This window comes from Bradyrhizobium sp. Arg237L, assembly GCF_029990105.1.
Taxonomy (GTDB): Bacteria; Pseudomonadota; Alphaproteobacteria; order Rhizobiales; family Xanthobacteraceae; genus Bradyrhizobium.
In genome coordinates, this window is sequence record NZ_JAQMIL010000026.1 from 51,446 (window position 1) to 64,432 (window position 12,987).

12 protein-coding genes are annotated in these 12,987 nt (G+C 63.2%); 10 read left to right on the forward strand and 2 right to left on the reverse strand.

Annotated elements, in window-relative coordinates:
* The first annotated feature begins 78 nt into the window (after nt 1-78).
* The 5 genes from OZ411_RS17800 to OZ411_RS17820 all read left to right on the forward strand — a co-directional run bounded on the left by OZ411_RS17800 (nt 79) and on the right by OZ411_RS17820 (nt 4,347).
* Entirely contained in the window at nt 79-990 is a 912-nt protein-coding gene (locus OZ411_RS17800) for an amino acid ABC transporter substrate-binding protein (protein ID WP_282528997.1), read from the forward strand.
* Nucleotides 991-1,187: 197 nt separating this feature from the next.
* Nucleotides 1,188-1,919, forward strand: a complete 732-nt coding sequence (locus tag OZ411_RS17805; protein WP_282528998.1) for an amino acid ABC transporter permease — start codon at nt 1,188-1,190, stop codon at nt 1,917-1,919.
* A 1-nt stretch (nt 1,920) separates the two neighbouring features.
* Nucleotides 1,921-2,613 (forward strand): ABC transporter permease subunit, encoded by a 693-nt coding sequence (locus OZ411_RS17810; RefSeq protein ID WP_282528999.1) that lies wholly within the window; start codon nt 1,921-1,923, stop codon nt 2,611-2,613.
* 8 nt (nt 2,614-2,621) lie between these two features.
* The gene (locus OZ411_RS17815; protein WP_282529000.1) at nt 2,622-3,353 is read left to right on the forward strand and encodes an amino acid ABC transporter ATP-binding protein; all 732 of its coding nucleotides are present in this window, start codon (nt 2,622-2,624) and stop codon (nt 3,351-3,353) included.
* Between the two features lie 136 nt (nt 3,354-3,489).
* Entirely contained in the window at nt 3,490-4,347 is an 858-nt protein-coding gene (locus OZ411_RS17820; RefSeq protein WP_130584108.1) for a D-amino-acid transaminase, read from the forward strand.
* Between the two features lie 143 nt (nt 4,348-4,490).
* Here the strand turns inward: OZ411_RS17820 and OZ411_RS17825 are convergent, their stop codons facing one another.
* Together OZ411_RS17825 and OZ411_RS17830 are read right to left on the reverse strand one after the other, a co-directional pair.
* Nucleotides 4,491-6,104: an MDR family MFS transporter gene (locus OZ411_RS17825; RefSeq protein WP_282529001.1), complete on the reverse strand. Its 1,614-nt coding sequence runs from the start codon at nt 6,102-6,104 to the stop codon at nt 4,491-4,493.
* A 34-nt stretch (nt 6,105-6,138) separates the two neighbouring features.
* Nucleotides 6,139-7,290 carry an HlyD family secretion protein gene (locus OZ411_RS17830; protein WP_282529002.1) on the reverse strand — a complete coding sequence of 384 codons (1,152 nt, stop codon included), beginning with the start codon at nt 7,288-7,290 and terminating at the stop codon, nt 6,139-6,141.
* A 144-nt stretch (nt 7,291-7,434) separates the two neighbouring features.
* On the opposite strand from OZ411_RS17830, the gene OZ411_RS17835 reads away from it, so the two are divergent.
* From OZ411_RS17835 to OZ411_RS17855, 5 genes are all read left to right on the forward strand, one after another.
* Nucleotides 7,435-8,346 carry a LysR family transcriptional regulator gene (locus OZ411_RS17835; protein WP_130580726.1) on the forward strand — a complete coding sequence of 304 codons (912 nt, stop codon included), beginning with the start codon at nt 7,435-7,437 and terminating at the stop codon, nt 8,344-8,346.
* A 210-nt stretch (nt 8,347-8,556) separates the two neighbouring features.
* Entirely contained in the window at nt 8,557-9,831 is a 1,275-nt protein-coding gene (locus OZ411_RS17840) for a serine hydrolase domain-containing protein (RefSeq protein ID WP_282529003.1), read from the forward strand.
* Nucleotides 9,832-9,862: 31 nt separating this feature from the next.
* The gene (locus OZ411_RS17845) at nt 9,863-11,047 is read left to right on the forward strand and encodes an acyltransferase (protein WP_282529004.1); all 1,185 of its coding nucleotides are present in this window, start codon (nt 9,863-9,865) and stop codon (nt 11,045-11,047) included.
* 248 nt (nt 11,048-11,295) lie between these two features.
* Nucleotides 11,296-11,472 carry a DUF3311 domain-containing protein gene (locus tag OZ411_RS17850; RefSeq protein WP_282529005.1) on the forward strand — a complete coding sequence of 59 codons (177 nt, stop codon included), beginning with the start codon at nt 11,296-11,298 and terminating at the stop codon, nt 11,470-11,472.
* Between the two features lie 11 nt (nt 11,473-11,483).
* The gene (locus tag OZ411_RS17855; RefSeq protein WP_282529006.1) at nt 11,484-12,983 is read left to right on the forward strand and encodes a sodium:solute symporter family protein; all 1,500 of its coding nucleotides are present in this window, start codon (nt 11,484-11,486) and stop codon (nt 12,981-12,983) included.
* The last annotated feature ends 4 nt before the right edge of the window (nt 12,984-12,987 follow it).

Genomic DNA, 12,987 nt, shown 5'->3' on the forward strand with positions numbered 1-12,987 from the left:
GAGCCGTGTCGCGGCCACGTTGCGCCGGCTGACAGACATTCTGACACAATCGAACCTATCCAACCGAGGAGACCACGCATGAAACGCCTTCTTTCGATCGGCTTCGCGCTCGCCACCGCGCTCGGCGCGGCTGAGGCCGGCGCCCAGGAGCTGACGGGGACGTTGAAGAACATCAAGGAGACCGGCACGATCACGCTCGGCCACCGCGACTCCTCGATCCCCTTCTCCTATCTCGACGACAACCAGAAGCCGATCGGCTACGCGATGGACATCTGCTACAAGATCGTCGACGCCGTGAAAAAGGAACTGAAGCTCGACAAGCTCGAGGTGAAGCTCAACCCGGTGACGTCATCGACCCGCATCCCGCTGCTCGCCAACGGCACCATCGATCTCGAATGCGGTTCGACCACCAATAATGCCGAGCGGCAGAAGCAGATTTCCTTCACCAACACCCATTTCCTCACCGCGAGCCGCTACGTCTCGAAGAAGTCGAGCAAGATCAATTCGATCGACGATCTCAAGGGCAAGCCCGTGGTGTCGACCGCCGGCACCACCAACATCAAGCAGCTCACCGAGGCCAATGCCGCGCGCGCGCTGAACGTCAACATCATCCCGGCCAAGGACCATGCGGAAGCATTCCTGATGGTCGAGACCGACCGCGCGGTCGCCTTCGTGATGGACGATATCCTGCTCGCAAGCCTGGTTGCAGGGTCGAAAGCGCCCGACGACTACGTCATCTCGAAGGACGCATTTTCAAAGCCCGAGCCGTACGGCATCATGCTGCGCAAGGACGATCCGGCCTTCAAGAAGGTGGTCGATGCGGCAACCGCCGCGCTCTACACCGGCGGCGAAGGCCAGAAGATCTACGACAAGTGGTTCACGCAGAAGATCCCGCCGAAGGGGCTGAACCTGAATACGCCGATCGCCGCGGAGCTGAAGAACGAGTTCGCCAAGCCCTCCGACTCGCCGGACCCGGATTCGTATAAGTAGTAAGTAGGCGTAGCTGTAGACCCTCATGGTGAGGAGGCGCGTAGCGCCGTCTCGAACCATGAGGCCCGCCTGTGGCCTCATCCTTCGAGACGCGGCGAAGACGCCGCTCCTCAGGATGAGGAGAAGCAGGGCCGAACCATCTCAGGTGGCCCGGCCATTGCATGGGCGGGTCGGACGTGTAGCGAAGCGGGGGAGCTTTGAACTATCACTGGAACTGGCAGATCTTCTTCGAGCCGAACCCGACCGGCAGCGGCACCTATCTCGACATGCTGCTGTCAGGGCTGGCGCTGACGATCAAGACCGCGCTCACGGCCTGGATCATCGCGCTGGTGTTCGGCTCGGTGGTCGGCGTGCTGCGCACGCTGCCATCGAAGGTCGCGGGCTGGATCGGCTTCGCTTACGTCGAATTCTTCCGCAACATGCCGCTGCTGGTGCAACTCTTCCTGTGGTTCTTCGTGCTGCCGGAACTGTTGCCGCGCGCGGCGGGGCTGTGGTTGAAGCAAATGCCGAACGCGCCCTTCTGGACGGCCTCGATCGGCGTCGGGCTGTTCATGTCGGCGCGCGTCGCCGTGCAGCTTGCCGCCGGCATCGCCGCGCTGCCGCGAGGCCAGAAGCAGGCGGCGACCGCGCTCGGGCTGACGACGGCACAGACCTATCGCTACGTGCTATTGCCGATGGCCTACCGGATCATCCTGCCGCCGCTGACCTCGGAATTCCTCAACACCGTGAAGAACACGGCCGTGGCGATCACCATCGGGCTGATCGAATTGACCGGGCAGGCGCGCGCGATGCAGGAATTCTCCTTCCAGGTGTTCGAGGCCTTCACGGCCGCGACCATCATGTATCTCCTGGTCAATATCGTCGTCGTCACCGGCATGCGCTTCCTGGAACGCAAGGTCGCGATCCCTGGCTATATCGCGGGGAAATAGCATGCTCGGCAACTTCGATTTCGACGTCATCCGCCGCTCGCTGCCCTACCTTTTCGTCGACGGCATGACGTTCACGCTGACGCTGACCGCGCTGTCGGCGCTGGGCGGGCTTGTGTTTGGAACGCTGATCGCGCTGATGCGCTTGTCCGGCTTCAAGCTGCTCGGCCGCATCGCCGGGCTCTATGTCGACTTCATGCGCTCGCTGCCGCTGGTGCTCGTGATCTTCTGGTTCTATTTCCTGGTGCCCTATATCGGGCAGTGGCTCACCGGCGCGTCGCGCCCGATCAGCGTCGGCGCGTTCGCCTCCTCGCTCATCACCTTCATCATGTTCGAGGCCGCCTATTTCTCCGAGATCATGCGCGCCGGAATCCAGTCGATCTCGCGCGGCCAGCCGGCGGCGGCAAGCGCGCTCGGCCTGACCTACGCGCAGAGCATGCGCTACGTCGTGCTGCCGCAGGCATTCCGCAACATGCTGCCGGTGCTGCTCACCCAGACCATCGTGCTGTTCCAGGACACCTCGCTGGTCTACGTGCTGTCGATCCCGGATTTCCTCGGCGCCGCCAGCAAGGTGGCGCAGCGTGACGGCCGGCTGGTCGAGATGTACCTGTTCGCGGCAGTGGTCTATTTCACCATCTCCTGCCTTGCCTCCTTCGGCGTCCGCCGCCTCCAGGCGCGCATCGCCATCGTCAGGTAACCAATCGCATGATCGAACTTCGCCACGTCGACAAATGGTACGGGCCGACCTTCCAGGTGCTCAAGGACTGCACCATCAGCGTCGCCAAGGGTGAGGTCGTGGTGGTCTGCGGCCCCTCCGGATCGGGCAAGTCGACGCTGATCAAATGCGTCAACGCGCTGGAGCCGATCCAGGGCGGCGAGATCATCCTTGACGGCATCAAGGTCAACGATCCCAAGACCAACCTGCCGAAACTGCGCGCGCGCGTCGGCATGGTGTTCCAGCACTTCGAACTGTTTCCGCATTTGCGGATCATCGACAATCTCTGCCTGGCGCAGGAGAAGGTGCTGGGCCGCAAACACGACGAGGCAGTGGCAAAGGCCATGAAGTTGCTCGATCGCGTCGGGCTGAAGGAGCATGCGAAGAAATATCCGGCGGAGCTTTCCGGCGGGCAACAGCAGCGCGTCGCGATCGCGCGGGCGCTGGCGATGGACCCCGTCGCGATGCTGTTCGACGAGCCGACCTCGGCGCTCGATCCGGAAATGATCAGCGAAGTGCTCGACGTGATGGTCGATCTCGCGCGCGAGGGCATGACCATGATGGTCGTCACCCACGAAATGGGCTTTGCCAGCAAGGTCGCCCATCGCGTGATCTTCATGGACCAGGGCGAGATCGTCGAAGATGCGTTGAAGGCCGATTTCTTCGGCAAGCCGCGCAGCGACCGCGCGCAGAAGTTTCTGTCGAAGATTTTGCAGCATTAGCCCCCCGCTGTCATTCCGGGTTCGCGCTTCGCGCGCCCCGGAATGACGGCGAGAGAGTTGGGACGGAAGGTCTATCGGCATCAGCGAATTGCGTATAGAAAACCTGGTCGCATCACTACGTCCGGGGAGACTTCGCTTGGAAAAGATCGCTTACGTCAACGGCTCCTATGTGCCCCTTTCGGAGGCCAAAGTGTCGGTCCTCGACCGTGGCTTCCTGTTCGCCGATGGGATCTACGAGGTGGCCGCCGTGCTCGACGGTAAGCTGGTCGACAACGCCTCGCATCTGGCGCGGCTGGAGCGCTCGGTCGGCGAGATCAGGCTGGAACTGCCGGAAACCATTGCGCGGATCCAGGAAATCCAGAAGGAGCTGGTGGCGCGCAACAAGCTCGTCAACGGCATGGTCTATCTGGAGGTGACCCGCGGCGCCGATACCGGCCGCGATTTTGCTTTTCCCAAGGGGGTGAAGCCGACGCTGGTGATGTTCACCTCCGAGAAGGACATCGTCGGCGCGCCCTCGGCCAGGACTGGCATCAACGTGATCACCGTGCCTGACATCCGCTGGGAGCGGCGCGACATCAAGAGCGTGGCGCTGCTCGCCCAGGTGCTGGCCAAGCAGGCGGCCGCCGAAGCCGGCGCCGGCGAGGCCTGGATGATCGAGGACGGCAAGGTCACCGAGGGCGGCTCGTCCTCCGCCTTCATCCTGACCCAGGACGACGTCATCGTGACCCGGCAGAACGGCAGCGAAATCCTGCCCGGCTGCACCCGCAAGGCCGTGGTGGCGCTCGCCGAGGAGCGCCAGCTCCGGGTCGAGGAGCGTGCGTTCTCGATCGAGGAAGCGCTGGCCGCCAAGGAAGCCTTCATCACCAGCGCCAGCCTGTTCGTGCAAGGGGTGGTCGCCATCGACGGCAAGAAGGTCGGCAATGGCAAGCCCGGTCCGATGACGGACCGCCTGCGCGAGATCTATGTCGAATTCGCCAAGGCGACGGCGGTGTAGGCGCTCCGCTGCCCAGACTCCGATGTCATCGCCCGCGAAGGCGGGCGATCCAGTATTCCAGAGACGTCAGTGCTGGATCGAGAAGCCGCCGGTTACTGGATGCCCGCCTTCGCGGGGCATGACGGTGGAGAGCTGGTCCTAGTCTAATGCGCGCCACCGCCGGCAAGTGCGCCCGGCTTCTTCAGCAGCGCCGCGGCGAACAGGGCGACGATCAGTGCAACGCCCATCACGTAGAAGGTGTCGCTGAAAGCTAGAATATAGGCCTGCTTCTGCACGATCCTGCCGACCGCGACGATGGCGCGGTGCGTCGCGTCGGCATGGTCGGCGACGCCATGGCTCATGAAATATTGCGTGAGCTGCTCGATCCGCGTGCGGGTCGCCTGCTCCAGCAGCGAGACCGACTGCATCAGCACGTTGGAGTGATACTGCTCGCGTTTGGTCAAGAGCGTCTGCAATAGCGCGATGCCGACGGCGCCGCCGAGATTGCGCATCATGTTAAAAAGCCCCGATGCCGAGCCGGCATTCTCTGCCTCGATGCCCGCGGTCGCGACCGCCGACAGCGGCGCCATCACCAGCGCCTGGCCGATCGCGCGCACGATGTTGGGCCAGAACAACTGGTCGGTGGCGTAGTCGTTGGTCATGTAGATGTTCATGAAATTCGAGGCCGCGAACAGCGTGAATCCGACCCCGATGATGATGCGTGGGTCGAAGCGCTGCATAAGGCGCGGCACCAACGGGATGAGCGCGAGCTGCGGCAGCCCCGTCCATGCCAGCACCATGCCGATCTGCTCGGCATTGTAGCCCTGAATCCGTGCCAGATATTGCGGCAGGATGAACACCGAGCCGTAGAGCGCGGTGCCAAGCAGGAAATTAGCCAGCATGCCGAAGCCGAAGTTGCGGCGGAGCAGCAGGCGCAGGTTGAGCAGCGGCTTGTTCGTGGTCAGCTCGATCACGATGAAAGCCACAAGCGCCACCGCCGCGATGACGGAGAGGCGGACGATGAAGGGCGAGCCGAACCAGTCGTCCTTGTTGCCTTCTTCCAGCACGGTCTGCAGTGCGGATAGGCCGATCGCCATGGTGATGATCCCTGGCCAGTCGCCCTCGCGCAGAAGCGAAAGCTTCATCGGCTTCGCTTCCAGCGAGAAATAGAGCATGCCGACCATGATCGCGCCGGGCACCAGGTTGACATAGAAGATGTACTGCCAGCCCCAGTTCTCGGTGAGATAGCCGCCGATGGTCGGGCCGATGGCGGGAGCAAATGTCGCCGACAGCGCGAACAGCGCGAGCCCGACCGGCTGCTTCGCCTTCGGCAGCAGCGTGATGATCAAGGTGAACGCCATCGGGATCAGCACGCCGCCGGTGAAACCCTGCACCGCGCGCAGCGCGATCATCTGCGGCAGGTCGTGTGCCAGCGCGCAGGCCGCCGAGAAGACGAGGAACAGGACCGCATTGATCAGGAGATAGCGGCGAATCGAGAACACCTGCGCGAGCCAGCTGCTCAAGGGGATCACCACGATCTCGGCGACCAGATAGGAGGTCGAGATCCAGCCGCCGTCATCGATGCCGGCGCCGATCGCGCCCTGGATGTCCGCCAGCGAGGCGTTGACGATCTGGATGTTGAGCACCGCCATGAAGGCGCCGAGGTTGGCGCCAACCACCGCGATCCAGATTTTTGCGGGGATGGACGGTGCGGCGGCGGGTTTTGGGCTGAGATCCGCGGAGGACGCGGCGTCGAGCGTGGGCTGTAGCGTAGTCATTAGTCTCGTCCGCTAGCGCATGATGAACTCACCGCTAGCCCCCGTTCGGATGCGCGGCGCCGGAGGCGAGCCGGCTTTTGGCTTCGCGCTCGGCCAGCACGGTGGCCTTGGTGTCGACGGTCGGCACCGCGGACATGCCCGGGCGCAACAGGCCCTTCAGCCTGATATCATCGAGCACGATCTTGACCGGCACCCGCTGCACGATCTTGGTGAAGTTGCCGGTCGCGTTGTCCGGCGGCAGTAACGCGAATTCGAGCCCGCTCGCGGGCGACAGGCTGTCGACATGGCCGCGCAGCTTGGTGCCGCGGAAACTGTCGATCTCGACTTCGACCGGCTGGCCGTTGCGCACATTCGTGAGCTGCGTCTCCTTGAAGTTGGCGACGACATAGACGGCGTCGAGCGGCACGACCGCCATCAACTGCGTGCCGGCCTGAACATACTGTCCGACCCTGAGCGAGCGCGCGCCGACGGTGCCGTCGACCGGCGCGGTGATGCGCGTATAACTGAGGTTCAGCGATGCCTGCTGCTCCATAGCACGGGCACGGTCGAGCTGTGCGACTGCCTTGGCGCGTTCGGTGGTGAGCACATCGACCTTGCGCTGGGCGGCGAGCAGGCCGGATCTGGAGTGCTGCAATTGCGCGTTGCTCGCACGAAGCGCGGCATCGGTTTGCTGCGCGCGCTGCACCGTGCCGGAGCCGGTCTTCATCAGCCCCTCGTAACGAGCCTGCTCTTCCTGCGCGAATTTCAGATTGGCTTCGGCGGCGGCGACGTCGGCCGTTCCTTGCTCGATGATCGGCTGCTGCAGCGCGAGCTGCGCATCGAGGTTGCGCACCGCGGCCTCGGAGGCGTCGACATCGGCGTGGGCCTGGGCGAGCGCGGCGCGGAAATCGCGGTCGTCGATTTCGGCCAGCAACTGCCCGGCCTTGACCGGCTGGTTGTCGCCGACCAGCACCTGCGCGATGTACCCGGAGACCTTTGGCGAGACGATCGTGGAATCGGCCTTCACATATGCGTCATCGGTCGATTCGAGGTAGCGGCCGGTGGTGAGGTAGTCGTAGCCGAAATCGGCAATGCCGGCGATGCCGAGCACGGCAGCCAGCGCCAATGCCGCCCGCCTGATCGCCAGCCGCGACGGGCGCAGGCTTATTTTTTCTTTTGTATCAGTGACATAGGATGTCGTCGACATGGCTACCCCGCATGCGTTTAGGCGCGCCTCCTCACGCAGGAGGGCGCCAAATCCGTGGGGTAGATGCGATGTCTCCAGCGCTGTGATAATCCCGCAAAAACTGGAAGGATTATCCAGTGAGAGCAAACAATCGGGAACTCGCTCATGGACCGGTTGACCAGCCTGACGGCCTTTGTCCGGGTGGTGGATAGCGGCGGCTTTTCGGCTGCCGGGCGCCGCCTCAACATGTCCACGACGATGGTCAGCAACCACGTCCAGGCGCTGGAGGATCGGCTCGGCGTCCGGCTGCTCAACCGCACCACGCGCAAGGTCAGCCTTACCGAGGTGGGGCGCACCTATTACGACCGCTGCGTCCAAATCCTTGCCGACATCGAGCAGGCCGACGACATCGCGGGCGCGCTGCACTCGACGCCGCGAGGCACGCTGCGCGTCTATACCCATACCCACACGGTGCCGTATGTCGCGCCCGTCGTCGCCGAGTTCCTCAAGACTTATCCGGAGGTCAAGGTCGATCTCTCGATGGGCGAGCGCACGGTCGACATGATCGACGAGGGCTTTGACGTGGCTGTGCGCATGATCCGGCCGCCGGATTCAAGCCTGATCGTGCGCAGTCTCGCCACCTGGCGCCACGTGCTGTGCTGCTCGCACGACTATATCGAACGGCATGGAACGGTGCATGAGCTCGCCGAGCTCAGCGAGCGCGATTGCGTCCGCCATGTGAATTATCCTTACCAGGACGAGTGGCGGTTCATCGATCGCGGCGGCGCGCCGGCATCGGTGAAGGTGTCCGGCCGGTTCATCACCAACAGCGGCGAGGCGCTGCGCATGGCGGCGCTGCAGGGCGCCGGCATTTGCCTCGCTGCAGGGTTCATGGTTCACGGCGATCTCGAGGCCGGGCGACTGGTCCGCCTGCTGCCGGAATACCGGCCCGTCGAGCTTTCGCTGAACGCGGTCTATCCGCACCGCCATCATCTATCGGCGAAGGTGCGGACCTTCATCGACATGCTGGTCGACCACAGCGCCGAGCAGCGGAAGCTGATCGACCCGTATTCGTGATGTCGGAAGCGTAGGGTGGGCAAAGCGCAGCGTGCCCACCATTCACGGGTGGTGGTGGATGGACGGTGGGCACGCTGCGCTTTGCCCACCCTACAATTCGTCGGCCTTTTCCTATTCGCCCGCCGATAAATCATCGCTTGTAACGAGATGATGGCGCAGCGCGCCGCAATCCAATAAATTGCCGGTGACCGGAGGGCAGGAGGGAGCAGCATGTTTGCGCTGAAGCGGGTGTCATTGCGCCGAATCATGACGCCGCTTGCCGTGATGCTCGCCTGCCTGATCGCGCCGCTGCCGGCCGCAGGCTTCGGACCGCCACCGAATGCGCCGCTGTCGATGGAAAAGCTCTCGCGTCTCGACGACTTCCTCACCGAGCAGAGCGCGGCCGGAAAGATTCCTGGCGCGGCACTGCTGATCCAGCGGCATGGCAAGCCGATCTATTTCAAATGCTTCGGCAAGCGCGACGTCGAAGCGAACATCGACATGACCGCGGATACGATCTTTCCGCTGCATTCGGTGACGAAGACCGTCACCAGCGTGGCGGCGATGATCCTGATCGATCGCGGCAAGATCGCGCTCGACGATCCCGTCAGCAAATACATCCCCTCCTTTGCCAACATGAAGGTCGGCGTCGAGCGCAAGGACGAGTCGGGCCGCCCGGTGCTCGATCTGGTGCCGCTGGTCCGTCCAGTCACGATCGAGGATCTGTTGCTGCATACTTCGGGCATCACCTACGGATTCTATGGCGCGGGACTGGTAAAGGCGGCCTACGACGGCATCTATCTCGGCGATTTCGACAATGCCGAATTCGCCGAGCGGATCGCGAAGCTGCCGCTCGCCGAGCAGCCGCGCACGCTATGGGACTACGGCCATTCAATCGACGTGCTCGGCCGCGTCATCGAGGTCGCATCGGGGCAATCGCTCTATGAGTTCGAGAAGACGGCGCTGTTCGAGCCGCTCGGCATGACCACGACCAAATATTTCCTGACCGATCCGCCGGAGCGCGCCCGCTACGCGCGGCGGCTGCGCAGTGACGAGCGTGTCGAGCGCAATCCGCTCGACGTCACGCGTTGGGAATCCGGCGGCGGCGGCCTGGTGTCGACGGTAGCCGACATGGCGCGTTACGGCCAGATGCTGCTCAATGGCGGCACGCTGGATGGCAAGACCATCCTCGGCCCGAAAACCTTTAAGGCGATGACGACTGACCATATCGGGCCGGGATCGGGCGTCGCCCGCAACTTTTTCTATTATCCTGGCGACGGCTTTGGCTTCGGCTACGGGTTCGGCATCCGCACCGATGCCGGCAACGCCGTGCCGCCTCCGCCGGGCTCGCCCGGCGAGATCAAGTGGGACGGCGCGTCGGGGGCGTATATCGTCGTCGACCCGGCCCAGGACATGTTCTTCGTGCTGCTCTTGAACGCGCCCTCCGGGCGATGGCACGTTGAGGTCAACGTCAAGAAGATCGTTTACGACGCATTCGAAAAGTGATCGAACAGAAATCTGATCCGGAACGGCCCCGATGCTGCGCAAGACCGATGGAACCGATCAAAGCGCAATCGCGACGACCCGCATCGTTGCGCTCGACCGCGCGCGCACCTTCATCATCCTGTTGGTGCTGATCCATCATTCGGTGGTGAACTACACTCATTTCGGCAGCGGCGACAAAGCGCGCTGGCTCGGCTTCGATCTCGTCGTGCTGTTCAACGACAGTTTCTTCATGGCCTGCATGTTCCTGATCTCGGGCCTGTTCGTACACGACAGCCTGACGCGCCGGGGAGGAGCGAATTTCATCGCCAGCCGCACCTGGCGCCTCGGCATTCCCTATCTGGTATCGATCTTCGTGCTGATGCCGGTGGCCTATTATCCGACCTTCCTGCGCTATCATTTGCCTGGCACGACCGATTTCAATTTCTTCCATTTTTGGTGGCACACGCTCACCATCGGGCCGTGGCCGTCGGGACCGGCGTGGTTCTTGTGGGTGCTGCTCGCGTTCAATATTCTGACCGTCGCCGTGTGGTCGCTCGGGCCGCGGCTGCTCAAGGGCTTGGGCCAGGCGATCTTCGTGACACGCAACCGGCCGACGACGGTGTTCGCCGCATTCCTGATGGTCTCGCTCGTCTCCTACGTGCCGATGCGCCTGATCTTCGGTGATGCGAGCTGGCTCGAGCCGGGCGGTTATCCGCTGCCGATACAGACCAGCCGCATCTTGCTCTATGCCGCCTATTTCTTCACCGGCGTCGGCATCGGCGTGGTCAGCCTGCGCACGGGCATTTTCGCGGAAGACGGCGAAGTGGCGAAGCGCTGGCTGCTGTGGCTTGGCTACGCGCTCGCGTTCTACGGCGCGATCCTGTTCCTGGTCTACGCTCACCACAACTGGATCGATTTCAACAATCCGCCGACGTGGTGGGAAGTGGCTTACGCCTTTGCTTTCGCGCTGTTCAGCGCGGCGATGGCGTTCGCGCTGCCGGCAACCTTCCTGCGTTTCGCAAAGGCCAAATTACCCATGTTAGATGCCATGCAGCCATCGGCTTATGGCATCTATCTCCTGCACTACATCTTCATCATCTACCTGCAATACCTGGTCTACGACCGTGCCTGGCCGGCCGGCGTGAAGGCCGCCATCGTGTTCGCCGGTACGCTCGCGGCAAGCTGGGCGCTGACGATGGCGCTGCGCAGGATCCCGATCGTGGCGCGGATGATCTAGTACCGTAGCCCGGGTGGAGCGGAACGCGGAACCCGGGACATCTGCATCAGCGGTTACGAGTTTCCCCGGGTTACGCTGACGCTCCACCCGGGCTACGAGGCTGTTTCCCCAAGCGCTGAGATGAAAGCTCGCTCGCGCAACGCAGCAATGTCGAAATGTGCTTGGCTCAGCAACGATCCACTGGTTACAGCGTTTCCGGTCACGAGCCGGCGCGAGGTCGCCGGCGAGCCTGGAGTTAGAATCCTGCGATGTGGTTGTTGTTGCTGCTGCCGTTCGTCGGCCTGTTGTGGGTGCCCTTCTATAATTTCATGGAACCGTCGCTGTTCGGCTTTCCCTTCTTCTACTGGTATCAGCTCGCCTGGGTGCCGATCACTTCACTCTTGATCTGGCTGGTCTACCGCAGCCGCAAGCCTGACGAAGCCTGAGGACGCGCGTCATGGCCGATCAGATCGAATGGATTCCCCTTTCCGTCTTCGTTTTCTTCTTTGCGCTCGTCACCGTCATGGGCTTCATGGCGGCGCGCTGGAAATCCGGCGCCACCAGCGAGCATCTCGATGAATGGGGGCTCGGTGGCCGGCAATTCGGCACCTGGATCACCTGGTTCCTCGTCGGCGGCGACTTCTACACCGCCTATACCGTGATCGCGGTGCCCGCGCTGGTCTATGCGGTCGGCGCCTACGGCTTCTTCGCGCTGCCTTACACCATCATCGTCTATCCCTTCGTGTTCGCGGTGATGCCGCTGTTGTGGAAAGTGGCGCATGCCAAAGGCTACGTCACCGCTGCTGACGTCGTGCACGGCACCCATGAATCGCGCGCGCTCGAATTCGTCGTCGCGCTCACCGGCATCGTCGCGACGATGCCCTATATCGCGCTGCAGTTGATCGGCATGGGCGTCGTGATCAAGGCGATGGGACTAACCGGCGAACTGCCGCTCGTCGCGGCCTTCGTCATCCTTGCGCTCTATACCTATAGTTCCGGCCTGCGCGCGCCGGCGCTGATCGCCTTCGTCAAGGACGTGATGATCTATATCGTCGTGCTGGTGGCGGTCGTAGTGGTGCCGGCGAAGCTCGGCGGTTACGCCGCAGTGTTCGCCGCCGCGAATGATGCCTTCACGGCAAAGGGCGGCGCCACCGGCCTGATCCTGAAACCGTCGCAGATGCTCCCTTACGCGACGCTCGCGCTCGGCTCGGCGCTCGCGGCCTTCATGTATCCGCACACGCTGACCGGCATCTTTGCTTCCAAATCTGCCGAGACGATCCGCAAGAATGCGATCCTGCTGCCGGCCTATACGCTGCTGCTCGGCCTGATCGCGCTGCTTGGCTACATGGCCCATGCCGCGCACATCCAGGTGTCCTCGCCGAACGACGTGGTGCCGATGCTGTTCAAGGCGCTGTTCCCGTCCTGGTTCGCAGGCTTCGCCTTCTCGGCGATCGCGATCGGCGCTTTGGTGCCGGCGGCGGTGATGAGCATCGGCGCCGCCAACCTCTTCACGCGCAATATCTGGAAGTCCTACGTCAATCCAGACATCACCCATGCCGGCGAGGCATCGGTGGCGAAGATCGCCTCGCTGGTGGTGAAGGTCGGCGCGTTGGCCTTCATCCTGTTCCTGCCGACGCAATATGCGCTCGACCTGCAACTGCTCGGCGGCCTCTGGATCATGCAGATCCTGCCGGCGCTGGTGTTCAGCCTGTTCACACGCTGGTTCCGCGCCGAGGGGTTGCTGCTCGGCTGGGCGGCCGGGATCGGCTGGGGATCGTGGACCGCCTGGAGCAATGGGCTGAAGCCGCTGGCGACGATCAGCTTCGGTGGCGACAGCTACACCTTCTATGTCGGGCTCGGCGCGCTGATCCTCAACATCGCCGTTGCGGCGATCGCGACGGTGGTGGTCACCTGGCTGTCACCGGCGGCTCAACGCGACGCCCCGGCGCGATCCTGACGCA